The sequence below is a fragment of the Planktothrix sp. FACHB-1365 genome, from assembly GCF_014697575.1.
Lineage (GTDB): Bacteria > Cyanobacteriota > Cyanobacteriia > Cyanobacteriales > Microcoleaceae > Planktothrix.
On sequence record NZ_JACJSC010000001.1, the window covers coordinates 913,513 to 933,702 of the forward strand.

At 41.0% G+C, this 20,190-nt stretch carries 22 protein-coding genes; 13 read left to right on the plus strand and 9 right to left on the minus strand.

The features are described 5' to 3' along the window. Window positions 1-220: 220 nt before the first annotated feature. From H6G57_RS03850 to H6G57_RS03875, 6 genes are all read left to right on the plus strand, one after another. Window positions 221-532 carry a carbon dioxide-concentrating mechanism protein CcmK gene (locus tag H6G57_RS03850; protein WP_072716901.1) on the plus strand — a complete coding sequence of 104 codons (312 nt, stop codon included), beginning with the start codon at window positions 221-223 and terminating at the stop codon, window positions 530-532. Between the two features lie 184 nt (window positions 533-716). Continuing rightward, complete coding sequence (locus tag H6G57_RS03855; RefSeq protein WP_072716902.1) at window positions 717-1,055, plus strand: carbon dioxide-concentrating mechanism protein CcmK; 339 nt, start codon at window positions 717-719, stop codon at window positions 1,053-1,055. A gap of 87 nt (window positions 1,056-1,142) precedes the next feature. Further along, the gene (locus H6G57_RS03860) at window positions 1,143-1,445 is read left to right on the plus strand and encodes a EutN/CcmL family microcompartment protein (protein ID WP_190516115.1); all 303 of its coding nucleotides are present in this window, start codon (window positions 1,143-1,145) and stop codon (window positions 1,443-1,445) included. A gap of 250 nt (window positions 1,446-1,695) precedes the next feature. After that, window positions 1,696-3,303: a ribulose bisphosphate carboxylase small subunit gene (locus tag H6G57_RS03865; protein ID WP_190516117.1), complete on the plus strand. Its 1,608-nt coding sequence runs from the start codon at window positions 1,696-1,698 to the stop codon at window positions 3,301-3,303. A 40-nt stretch (window positions 3,304-3,343) separates the two neighbouring features. Next, window positions 3,344-4,069 (plus strand): carbon dioxide concentrating mechanism protein, encoded by a 726-nt coding sequence (locus H6G57_RS03870; RefSeq protein WP_190516118.1) that lies wholly within the window; start codon window positions 3,344-3,346, stop codon window positions 4,067-4,069. 83 nt (window positions 4,070-4,152) lie between these two features. Next, a complete protein-coding gene (locus H6G57_RS03875; RefSeq protein WP_190516120.1) occupies window positions 4,153-4,920 on the plus strand; it encodes a carbon dioxide-concentrating mechanism protein in 768 nt (255 codons plus the stop codon). Window positions 4,921-5,067: 147 nt separating this feature from the next. On the opposite strand, the gene H6G57_RS29710 is transcribed toward H6G57_RS03875, so the two are convergent. From H6G57_RS29710 to H6G57_RS03890, 3 genes are all read right to left on the minus strand, one after another. Further along, complete coding sequence (locus H6G57_RS29710; RefSeq protein WP_199313977.1) at window positions 5,068-5,250, minus strand: Fic/DOC family N-terminal domain-containing protein; 183 nt, start codon at window positions 5,248-5,250, stop codon at window positions 5,068-5,070. 118 nt (window positions 5,251-5,368) lie between these two features. Continuing rightward, window positions 5,369-6,451, minus strand: a complete 1,083-nt coding sequence (locus H6G57_RS03885) for a hypothetical protein (RefSeq protein ID WP_190516121.1) — start codon at window positions 6,449-6,451, stop codon at window positions 5,369-5,371. Continuing rightward, window positions 6,429-6,713: a hypothetical protein gene (locus tag H6G57_RS03890; protein WP_190516123.1), complete on the minus strand. Its 285-nt coding sequence runs from the start codon at window positions 6,711-6,713 to the stop codon at window positions 6,429-6,431. Before H6G57_RS03890 ends, H6G57_RS03885 begins: the two co-directional genes overlap by 23 nt. A gap of 305 nt (window positions 6,714-7,018) precedes the next feature. Here H6G57_RS03890 and H6G57_RS03895 point away from each other — a divergent pair, with 305 nt between their 5' ends. Beyond that, on the plus strand, window positions 7,019-8,023 hold the full coding sequence (locus H6G57_RS03895; protein ID WP_190516125.1) for a hypothetical protein: 1,005 nt from the start codon (window positions 7,019-7,021) through the stop codon (window positions 8,021-8,023). A 34-nt stretch (window positions 8,024-8,057) separates the two neighbouring features. On the opposite strand, the gene H6G57_RS03900 is transcribed toward H6G57_RS03895, so the two are convergent. After that, window positions 8,058-8,546 (minus strand): DUF29 domain-containing protein, encoded by a 489-nt coding sequence (locus tag H6G57_RS03900; RefSeq protein WP_190516126.1) that lies wholly within the window; start codon window positions 8,544-8,546, stop codon window positions 8,058-8,060. Between the two features lie 201 nt (window positions 8,547-8,747). On the opposite strand from H6G57_RS03900, the gene H6G57_RS03905 reads away from it, so the two are divergent. Next, entirely contained in the window at window positions 8,748-8,984 is a 237-nt protein-coding gene (locus H6G57_RS03905) for a type II toxin-antitoxin system Phd/YefM family antitoxin (RefSeq protein WP_190516128.1), read from the plus strand. A 133-nt stretch (window positions 8,985-9,117) separates the two neighbouring features. Here H6G57_RS03905 and H6G57_RS03910 read toward each other — a convergent pair whose 3' ends face one another. Then, window positions 9,118-9,318: a hypothetical protein gene (locus H6G57_RS03910; RefSeq protein WP_190516129.1), complete on the minus strand. Its 201-nt coding sequence runs from the start codon at window positions 9,316-9,318 to the stop codon at window positions 9,118-9,120. A 68-nt stretch (window positions 9,319-9,386) separates the two neighbouring features. On the opposite strand from H6G57_RS03910, the gene H6G57_RS03915 reads away from it, so the two are divergent. Together H6G57_RS03915 and H6G57_RS03920 are read left to right on the plus strand one after the other, a co-directional pair. Beyond that, window positions 9,387-12,980, plus strand: coding sequence for a tetratricopeptide repeat protein (locus tag H6G57_RS03915; protein WP_190516131.1), 3,594 nt, complete (start codon window positions 9,387-9,389; stop codon window positions 12,978-12,980). Between the two features lie 253 nt (window positions 12,981-13,233). Then, entirely contained in the window at window positions 13,234-14,919 is a 1,686-nt protein-coding gene (locus H6G57_RS03920) for an NAD+ synthase (RefSeq protein ID WP_190516133.1), read from the plus strand. A gap of 46 nt (window positions 14,920-14,965) precedes the next feature. On the opposite strand, the gene H6G57_RS03925 is transcribed toward H6G57_RS03920, so the two are convergent. Continuing rightward, window positions 14,966-15,937: an NAD(P)-dependent alcohol dehydrogenase gene (locus tag H6G57_RS03925; protein ID WP_190516135.1), complete on the minus strand. Its 972-nt coding sequence runs from the start codon at window positions 15,935-15,937 to the stop codon at window positions 14,966-14,968. Between the two features lie 32 nt (window positions 15,938-15,969). Further along, window positions 15,970-16,200: a hypothetical protein gene (locus H6G57_RS03930; protein WP_190516136.1), complete on the minus strand. Its 231-nt coding sequence runs from the start codon at window positions 16,198-16,200 to the stop codon at window positions 15,970-15,972. Window positions 16,201-16,263: 63 nt separating this feature from the next. On the opposite strand from H6G57_RS03930, the gene remA reads away from it, so the two are divergent. The 3 genes from remA (at window position 16,264) to H6G57_RS28770 (ending at window position 18,525) form a co-directional block, all read left to right on the plus strand. Further along, window positions 16,264-16,530 carry an extracellular matrix/biofilm regulator RemA gene (remA, locus tag H6G57_RS03935; protein WP_072716911.1) on the plus strand — a complete coding sequence of 89 codons (267 nt, stop codon included), beginning with the start codon at window positions 16,264-16,266 and terminating at the stop codon, window positions 16,528-16,530. Window positions 16,531-16,619: 89 nt separating this feature from the next. Continuing rightward, a complete protein-coding gene (gene gmk / locus H6G57_RS03940) occupies window positions 16,620-17,177 on the plus strand; it encodes a guanylate kinase (protein ID WP_190516138.1) in 558 nt (185 codons plus the stop codon). 10 nt (window positions 17,178-17,187) lie between these two features. After that, a complete protein-coding gene (locus H6G57_RS28770; RefSeq protein ID WP_190516139.1) occupies window positions 17,188-18,525 on the plus strand; it encodes a GNAT family N-acetyltransferase in 1,338 nt (445 codons plus the stop codon). 172 nt (window positions 18,526-18,697) lie between these two features. Here the strand turns inward: H6G57_RS28770 and H6G57_RS03950 are convergent, their stop codons facing one another. Both H6G57_RS03950 and H6G57_RS03955 read right to left on the minus strand, forming a co-directional pair. After that, window positions 18,698-19,273 (minus strand): Uma2 family endonuclease, encoded by a 576-nt coding sequence (locus tag H6G57_RS03950; protein ID WP_190516141.1) that lies wholly within the window; start codon window positions 19,271-19,273, stop codon window positions 18,698-18,700. 224 nt (window positions 19,274-19,497) lie between these two features. Next, complete coding sequence (locus H6G57_RS03955; protein WP_190516143.1) at window positions 19,498-20,073, minus strand: Uma2 family endonuclease; 576 nt, start codon at window positions 20,071-20,073, stop codon at window positions 19,498-19,500. Window positions 20,074-20,190 lie beyond the last annotated feature (117 nt).

The following is a 20,190-nucleotide window of genomic DNA, read 5'->3' on the forward strand; positions in this document are numbered from 1 at the left end:
GCAGGGCTTATCTTTCCTTCCCACCTAACGGTATGGGGAGTCGCAATAGGAAAATATAACTATTGCCAAATCTAGGGATAAATAAGCCGTAAAATTTGACTTAGAGGCGAACTACAACCTAGAGTGTAGGCCGAAATCCGACGGTTCAATCTGTTGGGAAGTCACTTATTGCTTAAAAATACATTGTAGTTTAGTCTGTTCATTAATTAGGAGTTAAACAATGTCAATTGCTGTTGGAATGATTGAAACCCTGGGCTTCCCTGCTGTCGTTGAAGCCGCAGACTCAATGGTGAAAGCCGCTCGTGTTACCTTAGTCGGATACGAGAAAATTGGCAGTGGCCGAGTCACCGTAATTGTGCGGGGGGATGTGTCCGAAGTTCAAGCATCCGTAGCGGCTGGAATTGAATCCGTTAAACGAGTCAATGGTGGTCAAGTGACTTCCACCCACATTATTGCCCGTCCCCATGAGAACCTAGAATATGTGTTACCAATTCGCTACACCGATGCGGTAGAGCAGTTCCGGTCTTACTAAGGCTAAGGACTCAAAAATACCCCTTTGAATTGACAAACGTACAAGTTCTTAAAAGCAATTCCTGAACCGTGGCGCTGGCGCAGCACCAAAAGTCAATTTTAAGTTTTATCGGAATCTTGCTGTTGTACGACGGCATTCCGCGTTATTCCTGAACCGTTTTGATTGATTTTAGGAGTCAAATTTAATGGCGATTGCAGTTGGCATGATCGAAACTTTAGGCTTTCCTGCTATTGTTGAAGCCTCCGACTCAATGGTAAAAGCCGCCCGTGTTACCTTAGTCGGTTACGAAAAAATTGGCAGTGGCCGTGTTACCGTGATTGTGCGGGGCGATGTTTCCGAAGTCCAAGCATCCGTAGCGGCGGGAGTTGAATCCGTCAAACGAGTCAAGGGTGGAGAAGTTTTATCGACCCATATTATTGCCCGTCCTCACGAAAATTTAGAATACGTTTTACCCATCCGCTACACCGAAGCGGTGGAACAATTCCGCGAAATGATGGCTGGGCGTCCCATCAACCGTCCTTAATTTCCAGAAGATTTAAACCGTAACCTTCAGTCGGTGTATCCGACCTATTGTTACTGAAAATTTCCCTTTATTCATCCTCCAACTCTTATGCAAATTGCCAAAGTGATTGGCACAGTCGTCGGTAATCAAAAAGAACCCAGTTTACGCGGTTCCAAATTTCTCCTGATCAAATTTGTCGATGAAAATGGAGAAGATATATCCAATGGATATGAGGTGGCGATTGATGCAGTCGGAGCCGGAGTGAGTGAGTGGGTACTGGTCAGTCGAGGCAGTGCAGCCCGTCAAATCGAAGGGAATGAAAAACGCCCCAGCGATGCGGCTATTGTTGCCATTATTGACACTATCAGCGTAGAAAATCGCTTGATTTACAGCAAAAGAGATCATTATTAACAGGAGAGAAAGTTGGGCAATTGAGAAGCCAGAAGCCGAAAATCTTGAAAAAGAACAAGGCTGAAAGGGTGTTTCCTTATAGGATAATTGAAATTTTGAAAAAAATTTAGATTTTGCACCCGAAATTGAAAAACTTTAGAAGTTCTTAAGTTTTAATTCCATTCCTTCTTAATCACCCATTTTAGCTTCTGAGATAACGAACCCTGAAAACGAACAACAAACAACTATTCGGTTAGGAGCAATTAAGATTATGGCAGTTCGTGGCCTAGCGGCACCTCCAACCCCTTGGTCGAAGAACTTGGCAGAGCCGAAAATCGATCCAACGGCTTATGTACATTCTTTCTCTAATATTATTGGTGACGTTCGCATTGGGGCTCATGTATTAGTCGCCCCTGGCACCTCCATTCGCGCTGATGAAGGTTCACCCTTTGCGATTGGGGAAAATAGCAATATCCAAGACGGCGTAGTGATTCATGGCTTAGAAGAAGGTCGCGTCAAAGGCGATGATGGCCAAAATTACTCCGTGTGGATTGGCAAGAATTCTTCAATTACCCACATGGCCTTAATTCATGGCCCTGCTTATGTGGGAGATAACTGTTTTATCGGGTTCCGCTCTACGGTCTTTAATTCCAGAGTTGGGAATGGTTGCATTGTGATGATGCACGTTTTAATCGAAGACGTGGAAATTCCCCCTGGAAAATACGTTCCCTCCGGTTCTATTATCACCAATCAGCAACAAGCCGATCGCTTACCCAATGTCACGGATGCCGATCTCAGCTTCGCCACTCATGTCATTGGTGTGAACCAATCTCTCAAAGCCGGTTATCAGTGTTCTGAAAACGCGTCTTGTATTAACCCCATCCGTAATGAATCCTCTGGGAATGGCAGTGGTCGCGATCGCTCCTATGCCAATGTCGGCGGTGGGAATTTACCCTCGGAAATCGTTCAGCAAATTGGGGATCTGTTAGCCAAAGGCTACAAAATTGGCACAGAACACGCCGATGCTCGTCGCTTCCGTACTGGATCTTGGAAGAGTGGATCTCCCATCAATGCGAAGAGTACCGGGGAAGTCGTGGCTGCGTTAGAAGCTTGCCTGAGAGAACACACTGGAGAATATGTCCGTTTGTTAGGCATTGATTCCAAAGCCAAACGCCGAGTGGTCGAAGAAATTATTCAACGTCCCGATGGCCCCGTTGCTGCCAAATCCAGTAATGGTAAAGTCAGCGTTTCCGCCTCAGCCCCGTCCGGTTCTGCCAGTAGTGGCAGTTCTGATTTAGGAGCACAAATTGGGGATCTGTTAGCCAAAGGCTTCAAAATTGGCACAGAATATGCCGATGCCCGTCGCTTCCGTACCGGATCTTGGCGCAGTGGCCCCAGCATTTCCGGTTCAGGAGTAGCAGACGCCCTATCTAAATTAGATGCCATCATCAGTGAGCATCCTGGGGAATATGTGCGCTTGATTGGGATTGATCCCAAAAACAAACGCCGGGTGCTCGAAGAAATTATTCAACGTCCCGATGGCAAAGTGGTTAAAACCGCTTCAACTTCAGCCCCTGCATCCAGCAGTAGCGCCAGTGTAGCCCCGGTTTCCAGTGGCAAACTCGGCAACAACGTCACCGAGCAAGTGCGGGATCTGTTAGCCAAAGGCTACAAAATTGGCACAGAACACGCTGATGCTCGTCGCTTCCGCACCGGATCTTGGAAGAGTTGCTCTCCGATTCAATCCAACAATATCTCTGAAGTCATGACCGCTTTAAACGGTTGTTTAAACGAACATAGCGGCGAGTATGTGCGGTTGATTGGGATTGACTCAAAAGCCAAACGTCGGGTACTGGAGGAAATTATCCAACGTCCCTAAGATCCAGTTTCCTGTTGAAACGCTAGAGGTTCCAGCAACAATGAACATATCGCCACCGCAACTCCTAAACCCTGATGTTTATGTGAGTGGCGATGTCACCATCGATCCCAGTGCCACCCTTGCACCCGGGGTGATCTTACAAGCGGCAACCGATAGTCAGCTTCGGATTGCTGCGGGAGTTTGTGTGGGTCGGGGAGTGATTATTCAGGCTTATCACGGTATCCTAGAAATAGAGGCAGGTGTTGTGTTGGGGTCGGGGGTGTTAATTCTGGGGGCGGGAACCCTGGGGGAAAACGCCTGTATTGGTTCAGAAACAACGATTTTTGAGAGTTCTATTGCCCCTCAACAAGTCGTTGCTGCGAGATCTGTGATTGGCGATCGCTCTGGTGAATTAGAACCCGAACAGGTATCTGTGCCACCGGAACCTCCGCTCACCCCATCACCGCCAATCCTTTCTGGTTTTGGTGAATTGTCCGATCCTCTGTTAGAGTTAGATTCTTTTCCTTCAGAACCCCAGATTATTTCTGCTTTGGAGGAAAAACCGGCTCAACCTTCAGATGTTTTATCGGTTCCTGCTGAACCAGAAACGGCGATCGCTCCTTCCCCGGAAAAATCGGAAGAATCCGCTCTGGTTCCTCAGTCCCCAGAATCGGTGGAACTGTCACCCCAGCCACTCCCTCCGATTATTTATGGCAAGGAACACCTCAGTCAGTTATTGGATACCTTGCTTCCCCATCGCAAAGCCTTTAATAATCCCCAGAATTGAAGGGTGTTGGATGTTGGTTGTCGGTTAACCGTCAACACTCAACAGTCAACACCCCTCTTCCCGACCCATCGGAATGATTGAAAATGGACATAAACAAACATAATTCCGGTTCTTCTGGACAGCAAGTTCAGCACGAGTTTAGAGATCTGGCCTTGGGTTTAGTTTCCACTCAGAGTTTCCCGGCAATTGTGGGAACGGCTGATATGATGCTCAAGTCTGCCGGAGTTCATTTAGTGGGATATGAGAAAATTGGGGGGGGACATTGTACAGCCATTGTCCGGGGAAAAATTTCTGAGGTGCGGTTAGCGGTGGAAACCGGAGCGCAAACCGCGAAACAATTTGGTCAATTGATCTCTACCTTAGTCATTCCTCGACCGTTTCCCAATTTAGAAATTGTGCTTCCCATTAGTTCCCGCTTATCTAATCTCACCAGTGGGGGGGGAAGTCATCGTTTAAGTAATCAAGCGGTGGGTTTACTAGAAACACGCGGATTTCCGGCGATGGTGGGGGCCGCAGATGCCATGTTAAAAGCAGCAGATGTGCGTCTGATGTCCTATGAACGCATTGGGGCGGGGTTGTGTACGGCGATTATTCGCGGCCCGGTGTCCGATGTGGCAATGGCTGTTGAAGCGGGAATGTTTGAAGCCGAACGCATTGGCGAGTTAAACGCGGTGATGGTCATTCCGCGACCGTTGGAAGATTTGGATCAAACCTTACCCTTAGCCAGTTGTTGGCTAGAGCAACGTCAACCGTTGCGAGTTCCGATTAATGTGAAGGAACAGGAGAAAGAAGTTGTTAAACTCCCTGATTTAGAAAAAGTAAAAATTCCGATACAAGAGGAATATTTATAGATTTTCAGGGTTTCTCACAAGTCCTGTGATTGTCGGGTTAACCGATTGAGATTGTGCAAGGGATCACTTCATCAAAATAGGCGTGAACATTCTGGTTAATGATTAGGCTTTCTGAACAAATCTAAATATTCAGAAAATATATAGTGCTTACTTCTTTTTCCTCGAGTGATTTCTTGTAGAATTGATAGATTTTCTAAATCGTTTGTCAACTGGTACATCTTCTTGGTCTAATAAGGCTTCTTCTATATTGGTTTGTGTGCCTTCTATTTTGCTAGATTGGGTGGCTTCTTTAAGAAGTTTTGTAATGACTCTGTTGGATGTATGTGCCAGATTTAAAGTTCTTCATCAGGAATTATTTGATGCCTTATTTTAGATTTTACCATCAAACTAAAATAAGGCCTTTGTAGTGAGTCCTTCAGGACTCAAAGCCCTGAAGGGCTTACTACGTTTAAAGCCATGCAACCTCAAATGGCAACCAATCTTTAGCGGCTTCTGGATAGGTGCCAATGTCGTATTTTACGAAGGAAGACGGCACACAATCCTTTTGTAAAGTATCGGCAATTCTTAAAGCTTGTAAGGCTTCAATTGGGCTGGCAAAACTGGATTTATCCCCCGCTAAGATATCGGAAAGCAACCGTAAATAAGCAGGTTGATTGACTTGCTTAAAGGTATTTTCATAGGTGAATTCCAATTTAGCTGGCACCAGTTCCATTCCGGCTCCGGGTCGCTTAACATGAAAGTGGAATGTAATCCCTTCATTGGGATAGTGTCGAAACACTAAACGAGGTGCTTTGATGTCACCAAACAAGCTTTTGATTTGTGATTGTTCATCAAAGATAACTTCCATGCCACAATATTTTTGCGGTAAACCTTTTCCGGTGACAACTTTAATTTTCACCCCTTCCCAACGGGGATTTTTGCACTCTAAGGTAAACGCTGTAAAGGTGGAAGTTGTGGGGGTAGGATAACCCAGATATTGTCCCCAAATCGTTTTTTCTGAATCAATGACCTGCAAAGCTTGGGCAGCTTCTTCCTTGCCTTCTCGGAGATTGGAAACATCCAAATTTTCGGGTAATTTTAGCAGCAAAGGTGTTGTCATCGCTAACAGATGGCTAATCATATCGGTTAACTGAGAACCAACCCGATCTAGGAAGGAAACTCGCTCACTTGGGACAGTAATTTGTTCCAGAGCATAGATGCGAATTTCTTTAACATTATCTGCGTTTAACAGAGATTCAAAAGGCGTACTGGCTCGAAAAGCAATCACGTTGCTGATGGTTTCTTTCAAGTTGAACGACTCCACAAGATTGAGCTTTTTGATTTTGAGTTCTTCCAAAAAACTCAAAAGGTTTTCCCCCTCAACTCCATTAATTGCTAGGGGTTTTTCTGCAAAAATCTCGGTATCAGGTTGCAATAAACCCTGAGTCTTTAATTGCTGAATTGCCAGGGGATAATGCTGGGGTTGTAGAGCCAGGTAAACAGCCGTTTGGCAATTTGGATCGAGGACATTACGCAACATTGGGTAACTCATAGTTAGCCTCCAAATCTAAAGGAATGTAAACAATGGTTTGAGTGAATAAGTACCAATCTTGATCGATACCTTCCGGGGCTGATTTATACTCTTTCATCGCCTGGAGAATGTTGTTGCAAAACTCTTCCGTTGACCAGTTTTCTAAACTAATAGCGATGATTTTGAAATCTTCTCCTCGTCGCCAAAGCTCGTAACAGCCAGGAATCAGATATAGGGTAGCAAGGTTGCCTGTAGCACCATAAAGAATGAACTGTTTTTTCATGTTTAAGTCCTGTGGTTATTCAGTAACTTACTTTCAATTACCCATATTAAAAAAGTGGATATAGTTGTCAATATGATGAAATAGTTGTTTTTTACTCCATCTAGTTTTTAGAGTTAAAATAGTTGAAATAGTTGAAATAGTTGAAATAGTTAGCAGGCTTTATGGGTTGTCTATTTCTAAGAATGTGTTATCTTAAAACAGGGATTCCAGAAACCGGGTTTCTTGCCCAAAGCTTAAGGAGTAAGATAATGATCTGGTTTCAGAAACCCGGTTTCTAGCTCGTTATATAACCAGAGGTATCTATCATGACACCTGAAGAAGAAAAGTTTCTTAATGAAATCGCAGATCAACTGAAAGAGCAGCCAGGGTTTAATGATGTAGAAGAATTATTTTTTCCCCTGCGGTTTGATAAAAATCGCCCAACTTTATATAAACACACAGATATTGCTGAGAATTTGATGCGACCAGAAGGTTTTAAACTCCCTCCAGACTTTTATTCAAAGTCCATTACTCAGACCGTGCAAAATATTGTCAATATAATGATAGGGAGATTGGAAAAAAAATACACACCAATAAAAGCAAAAAAAGAAACAATTAAACCAGCTATTAAAGGACTATATGCAGCAGAAATGAGAGCCGATGGAGTTGATGTTGATAGCTTACTGAATAAAGAACAAGGAGAAAAAGGGAATTGGAAAGTAGTTTATAATTGGCTATGGAATTACAAATATCCGCGATGGCTTGAGGCGAATAGCTGGGAACTTTTGCGGGAAAAAGCTCAATCTCCTGCTCATTGGATACAATTTTTAACGAAAGAAGATCAGCAAAAGGTATTAGACGGAGATTTGAGAGGAGCCTATTTGAAACGTCCACCCACTCCAGAACCAGAAATTCCGCCAATAATTCCAGTAAATGAGAAACTTCGGATGCGGATTGATTTAGAATATCCCCAGTATCAATTACTGTTGTTTAATCGCAGTGAAGCGGGTACAGTGTTGCACTGTCCATCCTTTGGTTATGCAGTTAATTCTATCATCGAACAACCGCCGATTTTGCTGCCTCAAAAGGAGTCTTGGGCTGGTCAAACTAATCAATTTTTCCTTTTTCAAGACAAGGGACAGGAGGAATTTTTAGGGATAGTTTTGAAGGAACCTTTAAATTTACCTTGGTTAATTCCCCAAGAACAAGATGTGTTACCCAAGTGGGAAGGTGAACGGGTTATGCAGTTATTTTCCCACTTGCAACAGTCAGGAGACTGGCAGGTTTTTTATCAAAGTTTTGATGTTGTGGAACAAGAAACTGAAGCCTAGAAAACCGCTTTCTTGGAGAAACAGGGTTTCTAATCTATTCAATATTTTCGGAAGAATTATGATCAGGGGGTAAAAAATTAGGATTAAGAACTTCTTCTACAGTAAAGGGAGACTCTGGGGGAAATAGATTAATAGATAAACCTGTTTCACCTGCGGCTAGTTCTCTGGCATCTTGATAAGATTCATTAAAAATATCTTCAAAAAAACGATATAGACTCGGGCTGGTTTTGAAGGTATCTCGGAGGCGTTGACGATGTTCTATAATAGTGTACCGCCAACTATTTGTTCGTTTTTCTGACTGATATTTATATTTGAGTAAGTGCATTAAAAGTACCTTCAAATTACTTTTTAAAGCATTTTTCTCGCTTCTCCCCATACTTTCCAGTTCCTCTAGTAAGTTCTCTAAATCTACTTCGGCAAATTTTCCCTCTTTTAATACGTTGATAGTTGTCTGTAACCACAGATAAAAATCCTGGTCATAAAGGGATGTTATTGCAGTTGTCGTTGATTGAATAGTGGTCATTTTTTTGACTCCCTTTTTCTTCTCTACATAAGTCTAACAGATTCCATCATTTATCGCTATATGGGTCAAGAAACCCGGTTTCTGTTATGATTAAGGCAGACTCACCTAGAGTTGACTAATAAATCAGGTTTCTAACCTACTCAATACTTTGAATTAACTTAATGTTATTTCTTAACCATTCATTGACTAGAAGGTGATAGCATGAAATATCTAAACCTAGATGAAACCGATATCACACTAACAGCAATTGTTGAAGAAATTGCTGCTAACCCGTCTGAAATTGTCATTACCCGCAAGGGTTTGCCAATTGCTCGGATAGTTCCCTATTCGATTTCTGATGCACCGAAAAAAAATTATCCCCTGCGGGGAATGCCAATCAAAATTTCCACCGATTTTGATGAACCGATGCCTGAGCTTTGGGATGCTTTGGGAGAATAATTTTACTCGATATGTACAAACTATCTGGTAGTTTTGCTTGAACCTTTCTTTCAATAGTTCAAAACCCCAGTTAATTCGAGAAACTAGAAACCAAAGCAGAAATCCAGTTTCTGCAAAGAACCTCGTTTCTAAGCTACTCAATACCTTGAATCGATTTAATTTTATTTCTCAAGCATTGATTGACTAAAACTTGAACCTCAATATTTTTCTGTTCAGCAATTTTAGTCAAAAACTCCTCGACATCAGGTTCAAGATAAATAGGATAATGAAACTTAGCATCAGGATGGTAAAACTTACCTTGTTCTGCTTGGGAGAAATTATACTCTGATTTCATAGTTGCCTCTTTCGATTTGACTCTGTTCTTAATTATAGATTGTTAATTCATAAGGAAGGAAAACAACAATGGACGAACAACGCATGAACGCCTATGTGCAACTCATCCAAAAACTGCTCCAATGTTCCACCGAGGAAGAAGGGCAAATTTTAATAAATGACAATTCCAATTTACTCGACCCCGGACTTTTGCAAACGATAATCACGGTTGCTGAAGAATTTGATGATAACGCTAATCAAAATATGGTTAACTTTTTAACTAACCTAGCCTTGCAACTGGGGGAATGGCTCGGTAGTGGCCAGCAGCCAACAGCAATCAGAAAACAGACAGCCGATATTTTATTACAGTGGGGAATTAAACAGTGTTATATGAGCCAATTTATGAGGGTTTTGGACTGTTTGCAACATTGTCTTAGCATTTATCAAGCTATTCAAGACCGCCGAGGGGAAGTTGGTTGTCTGGGAGTTTTAGCCACTGCTTACCACTCTCTGGGAGAAACTGAAAAAGCCATCACTTTCTACGAACAGTTTTTAGCTATTAATCGAGAATTTAAATACCGCGAAGGGGAAGATGCTTGTCTGGGAGCTTTAGGGAAGGCTTACGGTTCTCTGGGAGAATATGAACGAGCCATCACCTTCTACGAACAGTCTTTAGCCATTAAACGGGAAATCAAAGACCGCCAAGGGGAAGCTGATTGTCTGGGAGTTTTAGGGAAGGCTTACGGTTCTCTGGGAGAATATGAACGAGCCATCACCTTCTACGAACAGTCTTTAGCCATTAAACGGGAAATCAAAGACCGCCAAGGGGAAGCTGATTGTCTGGGAGTTTTAGGGATGGCTTACGGTTCTCTGAGAGAATATGAACGAGCCATCACCTTCTACGAACAGTCTTTAGCCATTAGTCGGGAAATCAAAGACCGCCAAGGGGAAGCTCATTGTCTGGGAAATTTAGGTAATACTTACTGCTATCTGGGAGAATATGAACGAGCCATCACTTTCTACGAAGAGTATTTAGTTATTAAACGGGGAATCAAAGACCGCCAAGGGGAAGCTGATTGTCTGGGAAATTTAGGCAATACTTACTGTTATCTGGGAGAATATGAACGAGCCATCACATTCCACGAACAGCATTTAGCCATTAGTCGAGAAATCAAATACCGCCAAAGGGAAGCTAATTCTCTGGAAAATTTAGGTTCAGTTTACTACCATCTGGGAGAATATGAACAAGCCATCACATTCCACGAACAGCATTTAACCATTAGTCGGGAAATCAAAGACCGCAAAGGGGAAGCAACTTCTCTGGGACATTTAGGCAATCCTTACTGGTCTCTGGGAGAATATGAACGAGCCATCACATTCCACGAACAGTCTTTAGCCATTAGTCGGGAAATCAAAGACCGCAAAGGGGAAGCAATTTCTCTGGGAAGTTTAGGCAATACTTACCACCATCTGGGAGAAGTTGAAAAAGCCATCACTTTCTACGAACAGCATTTAACCATTAGTCGGGAAATCAAAGACCGCGAAGGGGAAGCAACTTCTCTGGGAAATTTAGGCAATACTTACCTCTCTCTGGGAGAATATGAACGAGCCATCACTTTCTACGAACAGTATTTAGCCATTAGTCGGAAAATCAAATACCGTCAAGGGGAAGCAATTTCTCTGGGAGATTTAGGCAATGCTTACCTCTCTCTGGGAGAATATGAACGAGCCATCACTTTCTACGAACAGTATTTAGCCATTAGTCGGGAAATCAAATACCGCCACGGGGAAGTAGTTTCTCTGGGAGGTTTAGGCGGTGCTTACCACTCTCTGGGAGAAACTGAAAAAGCCATTCACAACTATCGAGACTCGCTCAAAATAGCCACTCCCGAAACTATACCACCCGTATGCTTCATTGTCGGTCGCAACTTCGCCAACCTTGGTTTCACCCAAGGCAACTGGCAACTCGCCTTAGAAGGATACGAACCCGCTATGCAAGCAGTCGAACAACTCCGCAAAGGGTCAACTACCGACCAACGCCGCCAAGAAATCATTGCAGACGCCTTCTCCGTTTACGCCAACGCTGTCCAATGCTACATCAACCTCAAACAATACGATAAAGCCGTCGAAACCGCAGACCGTTCCCGTTCCCGCCACCTCGCGGACTTATTTTACAGCAAAGACCTCTACCCCCAAGGCGAAATTCCCCCAGAAGTGGCAGAATATTATCGCCTGCAAGAACAAAGCGACCGTTTTCGCTTTTCTGACAACGACGGGACAAAAGCATTCGCCACCACTCGCCAAGCAACCCCTAACGGTGACATTATTCTGGAAAAGATTAAAGAATTAGAAACCGAAAAACAAAAAGCTTGGCTGAAAATTCGCAGTAAAGACCCCGTTTTGGCGGGTCAATTGCAAGCTGACCCCCTAAATTTCCAACAGATGCAAACGTTAATTCCTGATGCAGAAACCGCTATTCTCAATTTTTATACAACTCCTGAACATACCCACATTTTCATCTTACGAAAAAATCAACCGCCCCAACTCCACACCTGCGAAGGTCAAGGACTGGAAACCTTGCAAAATTCGATATTCGATAACTGGTTAAAACCTTATAAAGAAAACAAAACCGCCTGGAAAAATCAAATAAGTGAATTTCTCCCCGAACTGGCTAACCGTTTGCAAATTAATCAACTGATTTCCGAACATCTCAACGGCATCAAAGAACTGATTATTATTCCTCATTTGTATTTACATCAGATTCCCTTTGCTGCCTTACCTTTAAATCATATTCCGATTCCCAATAGCAATACAACCTCTGACACAACTCGCGGCACTAGCCTGAATATGAACAAAACCCCTGATACCTCTGCCAAAACCCCACCCCAACAACCGGAATACCTCAGTAATCAATTCCGTATTCGTATTGTTCCCAGTTGTCAAATTCTCAATTATTGCCATCAACGAGATGACCTCAAACCTGAGACAATGGGAATTGTTGAAAATGCTAGAGGAGATCTGATTTTCACAGGTTACGAATGCGAAACTTTGGCAACTTTGCACAATGTTAAGTTAGAGAATCGCCTAAAATACGATCAAGCTACGATTAGTAATTATCAACAATTACCCAATCAAGTGCAAGTTCTCCATTCCAGCCATCACGCCAGTTCTCAACTCGATAATCCTTTAGAATCAAAACTACATTTATTCGATGGGGATGTTAACTTGGGTCGGATTTTTACTTGGAGATTTGCAAACTTAGCGGAAGTGTTTCTCTCCTGCTGCGAAACGAATTTAACCCTAACCCAAATTACGGATGATCCTCTGAGTATTGCTGCGGGTTTCCTCTGTGCCGGGGCGCGAAATGTGGTCAGTACGTTATGGGCGGTGGATGATTTAGCAACGGCTTTGTTTTGTATTTTATATTATCAGGAAAAGCAGGATAAAAGTCGTTCAGAAGCGATTCGTAAAGCCCAATTTAAGCTGCGTAACTTGACAGGAGATCAATTATATGCTAATTATAAACAGCAATTAGAGGCTTATTTTGAGCAGCAAAATTGGGGCGAAAATCAAGCAGAAATGGTTAAAATTCAACGATTACGATTAGACTTACTTTGTCGGGAACGATTGCCCTTTGTCAGTCCCCAATATTGGGCGGGTTTTGTATCTCAGGGTTTAGCGTAGGTGAAAAATAGAGAAATCGGGTTTCTAACCTGCTCAATTCTTTGAATAAGTTGCTCACTTGTAGTCAGGCGTTCACGCCTGTTAGCCCTGAAGGGCTTACTACGAAAGTGGTGAGGTGTTTACGCCTGTTAGCCCTGAAGGGCTTACTACGAACTATGGGGGTTTATAGTCATATTTACGAGTCTTACTTTGGGAATAGTAAAAGTGTTTATAGTACAGTTTAAGCATTAATGATTGATAGGAACAAACTACTATGAAAATTGCGATCGCTCAACTTAACCCGACGGTTGGAGACTTAACGGCAAATGCTCAACAAATATTAGAAGCAGCAGAAAACGCGGTTGAAGCGGGATGTCATCTGTTACTAACAACAGAATTATCCTTAACCGGATATCCCCCTAGAGATTTATTAATTCGTCCGAGTTTTATTGATGCTACAGAGAAAAAATTACAGCAATTAGCAGTAGATTTACCGCCTAAAATTGCCGTTTTAGTGGGAACAATTCAACAAAATTTAGATTATCAAACAAAAGGTGGGAACCCGATTTTTAATAGTGCTGCATTATTAGAAAAGGGTGAAATTAAACAGTATTTTAAAAAACGATTATTACCAACTTACGATGTTTTTGATGAAGATCGTTATTTTGAACCGGGGTTAGAAAGCCAGTTTTTTTATTTAGAAGAAACATTGAAAATTGGGGTAACAATTTGTGAGGATTTATGGAATGATGAATTATTCTGGGGAAAACGCAATTATCCTTGTAATCCCTTCCAAGATTTAGCTCATTTAGATGTAGATTTAGTCGTGAATTTATCGGCTTCACCTTATCAAGTGGGTAAGCAAAAATTCAGACAATCTTTAATTAGTCATACTGCAAAACGCTATAATATTCCGATTTTATATGCCAATCAAGTAGGCGGAAATGATGATTTAATTTTTGACGGGTGTAGTTTTGCGTTTAATAAAAATGGCGATAAAATTTTAAGTCTAAACCCTTTTGAGACAGATTTTGCAGTTATTGAGTTTGATTCAAAAACACAAGATTTAATTGCTAATTCTAGCCAAAATCAAGATATAAATTTAATTGAAAATGAAGATCAAGAAATTTGGTTAGCATTAGTTTTAGGGGTAAAAGATTATGTGGAGAAATGTGGATTTTCTAAGGTTGTTTTAGGGTTAAGTGGGGGAATTGATTCTTCTTTAGTGGCTGCGATCGCAACGGAAGCATTAGGCTCAGAAAACGTTTTAGGCGTGTTAATGCCATCTCCCTATAGTTCCGATCATTCCATTCAAGATGCTTTAGAATTAGCCAATTATTTAGGGATTCAAACCCAGACTTTACCTATTGGAAATTTAATGCAAACCTTTGATCAAACCCTAGAACCGATGTTTGCAGGAACCGCCTTTGGATTAGCAGAAGAAAACCTCCAATCTCGCATCCGAGGAACGTTATTAATGGCAGTTTCTAATAAATTTGGGCATTTATTATTAACCACCGGAAATAAGTCAGAAATGGCGGTGGGATATTGTACCTTATATGGGGATATGAATGGGGGATTAGCGGTGATTGCAGATGTACCGAAAACCCGTGTTTATTCCTTATGTTCTTGGTTCAATCAATATTATGAACAAGACATAATTCCCCATCATGTATTAGTGAAACCGCCGAGTGCAGAACTTAAACCCGGACAGATGGATCAAGATTCTTTACCGCCTTATGAAATTTTAGATGATATTTTATATCGTTTAGTTGAAAAACATCAATCCTTAACTGAAATTGTGGAAGCAGGACATGAAGAACCCGTCGTTAAAAAAGTGATTAAATTAGTCATGATTGCTGAATTTAAACGTCGTCAAGCTGCACCCGGATTAAAAATTAGCGATCGCGCTTTTGGAACCGGATGGAGAATGCCCATTGCTAAAGCCATTAATTGGTAATATATAGCCATGTAGAGACGCGCCATGGCGCGTCTCTACGGCTGTTCTAATCAATATTAATGGTTTGTAACCCTTCATTAACCGTAATCACAATTTTGCCAACGGTTCGCCCCATTTCACTATAAGTATGAGCTTCAGCCAAATCACTTAAGGAATAGGTTCGATCAATGATTGTTTTAACTTTACCCGTTTCGATCAAATCTCGTAAAGCATCTAAATCTCGACGACTGGGTTGAGCTAAGACTAATTTACATTTTTGGTTAGAAAAGAATAACGTTTGTAGGGTCGCTCCCATATTATCAACCGTTGGTAATGTTGAGATATAAATTCCATCCGGTTTTAGAACTTTTTCACAATTAAAAAAGGACTGTTTACCCACCGCATCAAAAATAATATCATATTGAATTTCTTGCTGAGTAAAATCCTCTTGGGTATAGTCAATAACAGTATGGGCTCCTAAACGTTTAACAATCTCAACATTAGCCGTCCCACAAACTCCCGTTACCTCCGCATTCATCGCCGTCGCAATTTGCACCGCAAAGGTTCCCACACCACCAGAAGCACCATTAATTAATACCCGTTGTCCCGGTCGCAATTGACCTAAATCTAACAACCCCTGTAACGCCGTCAGACCCGCCACCGGAACCCCCGCAGCTTCAGTATAGGTCATATTTTGGGGTTTATAGCTCAGATTGGTAGCACTTACGGCCACATACTCCGCATAGGCCCCTCCAAATAAGGGATTAACGAAGGTATAAACTTGATCTCCAACCCGCCAGCTTGTTGCTTTTTCCCCCACTTCCACCACTTCCCCCGATAAATCACAGCCTAAAACTTTGGGGAAATTGTAGCCGGATAAAGGTTGTAATAATCCCTGCCTAATTTTCCAATCTACAGGATTAATACTACTGGCATGAATTTTGACTAAAACTTGATCCGGTTTAATCGTTGGGGTGGGAATATCTTGATAACGCAGCACATCGGGTGATCCGTATTGATCGATAACAATTGCTTTCATAATCGGTTACATTAATAGGCAGAGAACACCTGTCAGCTTAACACATACTTCTGGAGATGGGGATTCAGGCTCTCTTGATTTTTATTAATATTTTGCTGTTTTTTTTTAGGGGAAATAGCGTTTTTGAATTCTATATTAACGGTTTTATCCGGCAAAATATTCATTAAAATTAGTAATTTTTGGTATTTTAACTCAACAATAAAAAACAAACTCAAGAGGATAAAACCGGAACTTTTTAACCCATAAACAGTTGTAACTCCCAAAAATTCTCACTATCATGGAATTATGACGCAAAAATATGGGCAAACCCTATAGTTGAGATTTTTATGGATATTCAGTTAATCAATATTGGTTTTGGTAATATTATCTCTGCAAATCGGGTGATTGCCATTGTTAGCCCTGAATCGGCTCCCATTAAGCGTATTATAACAGATGCACGCGATCGCGGACAGTTAGTCGATGCCACCTATGGACGTAGAACCAGAGCCGTGATTATCACTGATTCTAGCCATGTGATTCTCTCTGCCATTCAGCCAGAAACCGTTGCTCATCGGTTCGTGATAGCGAAAGACGGGAATTCCCGTGATGATTAAGGGATTTTGTATTTTTTCCCCTTGGTTTCCATCGGCATCCTATGAGAAAATAGAAAGACTCTTATTAAGCGTGAATAAGTAAAAATGCCATGAAAAAAGGCCGATTAATTGTAATGACAGGCCCTAGTGGGGTCGGAAAAGGAACCTTGGTTCGTTCCCTGCTCAACTGTCATCCTGACCTGCATTTATCCGTTTCCGTAACCACTCGTTCTCCCCGTCCGGGTGAAATTAATGGACGAGACTACTATTTTGTAGATCGACATCGGTTTCAAGAAATGGTAGAACAGGGAGAGTTATTAGAATGGGCTGAATTTGCAGGTAATTGTTATGGAACCCCCTTAATCCCAGTTAAAGAACAAATTGAAGCGGGAACATCAGTTTTATTAGAAATAGAATTAGAAGGCGCTCGCCAAATTCGGAGCACATTTCCTTCCGCTTTAAGAATTTTTATTATGCCTCCTTCCATTGATGAATTAGAACGTCGTTTACGGGGTCGAGGTCAGGATTCTGAAGATGCCATTCGACGGCGTTTAATGCGGGCAAAAGCAGAAATGGACGCAGCCAATGAGTTTGATTTTGAAGTGATTAATGATGATTTAGATTTCGCGTTACAACGATTAGAATCTGTGCTATATACGCCTGTTTAAATACGGAAATATGCCAGAGGAAGATGCTTTAAAACTCAACTTGGTTAATGGGATGGCAACAAATGTCAAGTCGGCTGAAGCTTATGCTAATTTAGGGCGTTTGCAGAGTCAGCAAGAACAATGGCAAGCTGCGATCACAAATTATCGTCATGCTATCGAATTAAATCCTAATTGCTCTTGGTTTTATCATCATTTAGGGGATATTTTATTAAAACAAGAACAATGGCAAGAGGCGATTATTCAATATCGTCGCGCCATTGAACTGAATCCTAATTTTCCCTGGTCGTATCATAATTTAGGAAATGCTTTATTAAAATTAAAATCCTGGGAAGAAGCGGTTGATGTTTACCGTAAAGCTATTCAGTTAAATGCTCAATTTCATTGGTCTTATTGTAATTTAGGGGATGCGTTGGTTCAACAAAAAAAGTGGGATTTAGCCATTACTTCTTATTGGAATAGTTTGGTTATTCTTCTACAAACCCATCAAGAACAGGATTTTGTGATTATTGCGACTAAATTAGGAGAAACCCTAGAATCTTGTTTACCGGAAACTGTTGATCTTGCGATCGCCTATTATCGAAAAGTGATTCAGAATAGTCAACAATATCCTGAATATGAAAATACTATTAATTTTCTAAAAAGTAATCTAAAATCATGGATTAAAATAGCAGATTTTTTCCTCCATAAACATTGGATGAATGCTGCTTTAATTCTGTATTCAATGGCAATGGAAGTTTATCCTGATGAGCGGTTAATTAAAGAAAAATTAAAGACGGTGTTTCAGAAAAAGAAAGATTTAGAAAAATCAATTCTTTTGCAACATCAAAATATTAATCAAAATCTCGAAAAATGGTCTAAATATGATGAGGCGATCGCTGCTAACCCCACTGTCAATTCTTCTTATAATCCTTTAGCTGTGAATCAAAAAAACGGACAATTTATATTAAGTACCGATATCGATTTTGACTTAAACCAATTAGATCAACTCTTTGAAGCAGTAGGTTGGATGACTCGTTCCCACGAACAAATGAAAATCGCCCTAGAACACAGTTTTTTAGCCGTTACTCTCTGGTTTGTCAAAGATACGCAAAAACAATTAATTGGGTTTACTCGCGCCGTTTCTGATCATGTTTATAATGCGACTTTGTGGGATGTAGTAATTCATCCTAATTTTCAAAGTCAAGGATTAGGAAAAGCCTTAATTCAATATACCTTAGAAAAACTGCGCCAGCAAAACATCGAAAATATTACCTTATTTGCAGGTTCAAAAGCCGTTAATTTCTATCATCATTTAGGGTTTATTACCGACCCTAACGGAATTAAAGGAATGTTTTGGGTTTCACCTTGATTAACTTCAATCGTAGGGTGCGTAAGCTCCGCGCACGCACCATCTAACATGAAATCCACAAATATTTGCTCCTGATCATTGCATTATAATTGTATCTGAGAAATGGTGCGTGTGGCTTCGCCTTACGCACCCTACGTTTTTGCTATAGCTTTTTTGTCAATACTTTCAGTTTTTATTCTGCTATAAAAATTTGCTCAATGTTTAAATTAATTTCAGGGAATAGTTGAGAAATAATTCTTTGTTGACCTATAAAAACAGTATTTTGATAACTTCCATTCATCAAAAAATTGATCATTACTTGTTCTGTTAACGGATCAATAATCCAATATTCAGAAATGCCAAATTCCGCATATTCAGTTATTTTTTTAACATAATCTCGGTTCTCGTTATCTTCCCCTGGACTCACAACTTCTACTACTAATAAAGCCGGAACTTCCAGAATGGCTGATTTTTTAAACTGTCGTAACCGTCGCCAATCTTCCCCTTGAATAATAGCAATATCCGGTTGTCGGGAACGATTTATTCTAGTTCGTATTCCCACATCTCCTTGTTTTACTTTTAAGTCTAACCCTAGTCTTTTAATCTCCGCTTTGAAGGTATCGTAGAGAAATTCAATAATATCAGAATGTATCGGACTAGCAGGTGTCATTGGAATTAACACCCCATCTTCAAGTTCATAACGGTTATCTGTTCCGTCATTATAAGTTAAATACTCCTCAAAGGTTAATTTGACAGGGGTTTGAGTCATGTTCTTACCTCAACTTTCCAACGTCCCTTTTCTATTAATTTAACACAAAAGTAAAACGTAAACCGTAGGGTGCGTAAGCTCCGCGCACGCACCATCTAACATGAAATCCACAAATATTTGCTCCTGATCATTGCATTATAATTGTATCTGAGAAATGGTGCGTGCGGCTTCGCCTTACGCACCCTACGTTCTTGCTCTAGCTTTTTTGTCAATACTTTCAGTTTTTATTCTGCTATAAAAATTTGCTCAACGGTTAAATTGAGGTCGGGGAATAGTTGAGAAATAATTCTTTGTTGACCTATAAAAACAGTATTTTGATAACTTCCATTCATCAAAAAATTGATCATTACTTGTTCTGTTAACGGATCAATAATCCAATATTCAGAAATGCCAAATTCCGCATATTCAGTTATTTTTTTAACATAATCTCGGTTCTCGTTATCTTCCCCTGGACTCACAACTTCTACTACTAATAAAGCCGGAACTTCCAGAATGGCTGATTTTTTAAACTGTCGTAACCGTCGCCAATCTTCCCCTTGAATAATAGCAATATCCGGTTGTCGGGAACGATTTATTCTAGTTCGTATTCCCACATCTCCTTGTTTAACTTTCAAGTCTAAATTCCGTCTTTGAACTTCTTGATAAAAACAGATAAATAGGAACCCTACAATATCAGAATGGATGGGACTCGCAGGTGTCATCGGAATTAACACCCCATCTTCAAGTTCATAACGATTATCTGTTCCGTCATCGTAGGTTAAATACTCCTCAAAGGTTAATTTTACAGGGGTTTTAGTCATGTTGTCACCTCAACTTTACAACATCCCTTTTCTATTAATCTAACATAAAAGTAAAACGTAAACCGTAGGGTGCGTAAGCGGAGCGCACGCACCATCTAACATGAAATCCTAAAATAT

Excerpts from the sequence above, each read along its gene's own strand:
- H6G57_RS03850 (WP_072716901.1), top strand. The coding sequence starts at position 221 with ATGTCAATTGCTGTTGGAATGATTGAAACCCTGGGCTTCCCTGCTGTC.
- H6G57_RS03855 (WP_072716902.1), top strand. The coding sequence starts at position 717 with ATGGCGATTGCAGTTGGCATGATCGAAACTTTAGGCTTTCCTGCTATT.
- H6G57_RS03860 (WP_190516115.1), top strand. The coding sequence starts at position 1,143 with ATGCAAATTGCCAAAGTGATTGGCACAGTCGTCGGTAATCAAAAAGAA.
- H6G57_RS03865 (WP_190516117.1), top strand. The coding sequence starts at position 1,696 with ATGGCAGTTCGTGGCCTAGCGGCACCTCCAACCCCTTGGTCGAAGAAC.
- H6G57_RS03870 (WP_190516118.1), top strand. The coding sequence starts at position 3,344 with ATGAACATATCGCCACCGCAACTCCTAAACCCTGATGTTTATGTGAGT.
- H6G57_RS03875 (WP_190516120.1), top strand. The coding sequence starts at position 4,153 with ATGGACATAAACAAACATAATTCCGGTTCTTCTGGACAGCAAGTTCAG.
- H6G57_RS03885 (WP_190516121.1), bottom strand. The coding sequence starts at position 6,451 with ATGAGTTACCCAATGTTGCGTAATGTCCTCGATCCAAATTGCCAAACG.
- H6G57_RS03890 (WP_190516123.1), bottom strand. The coding sequence starts at position 6,713 with ATGAAAAAACAGTTCATTCTTTATGGTGCTACAGGCAACCTTGCTACC.
- H6G57_RS03895 (WP_190516125.1), top strand. The coding sequence starts at position 7,019 with ATGACACCTGAAGAAGAAAAGTTTCTTAATGAAATCGCAGATCAACTG.
- H6G57_RS03900 (WP_190516126.1), bottom strand. The coding sequence starts at position 8,546 with ATGACCACTATTCAATCAACGACAACTGCAATAACATCCCTTTATGAC.
- H6G57_RS03905 (WP_190516128.1), top strand. The coding sequence starts at position 8,748 with ATGAAATATCTAAACCTAGATGAAACCGATATCACACTAACAGCAATT.
- H6G57_RS03910 (WP_190516129.1), bottom strand. The coding sequence starts at position 9,318 with ATGAAATCAGAGTATAATTTCTCCCAAGCAGAACAAGGTAAGTTTTAC.
- H6G57_RS03915 (WP_190516131.1), top strand. The coding sequence starts at position 9,387 with ATGGACGAACAACGCATGAACGCCTATGTGCAACTCATCCAAAAACTG.
- H6G57_RS03920 (WP_190516133.1), top strand. The coding sequence starts at position 13,234 with ATGAAAATTGCGATCGCTCAACTTAACCCGACGGTTGGAGACTTAACG.
- H6G57_RS03925 (WP_190516135.1), bottom strand. The coding sequence starts at position 15,937 with ATGAAAGCAATTGTTATCGATCAATACGGATCACCCGATGTGCTGCGT.
- remA (WP_072716911.1), top strand. The coding sequence starts at position 16,264 with ATGGATATTCAGTTAATCAATATTGGTTTTGGTAATATTATCTCTGCA.
- gmk (WP_190516138.1), top strand. The coding sequence starts at position 16,620 with ATGAAAAAAGGCCGATTAATTGTAATGACAGGCCCTAGTGGGGTCGGA.
- H6G57_RS28770 (WP_190516139.1), top strand. The coding sequence starts at position 17,188 with ATGCCAGAGGAAGATGCTTTAAAACTCAACTTGGTTAATGGGATGGCA.
- H6G57_RS03950 (WP_190516141.1), bottom strand. The coding sequence starts at position 19,273 with ATGACTCAAACCCCTGTCAAATTAACCTTTGAGGAGTATTTAACTTAT.
- H6G57_RS03955 (WP_190516143.1), bottom strand. The coding sequence starts at position 20,073 with ATGACTAAAACCCCTGTAAAATTAACCTTTGAGGAGTATTTAACCTAC.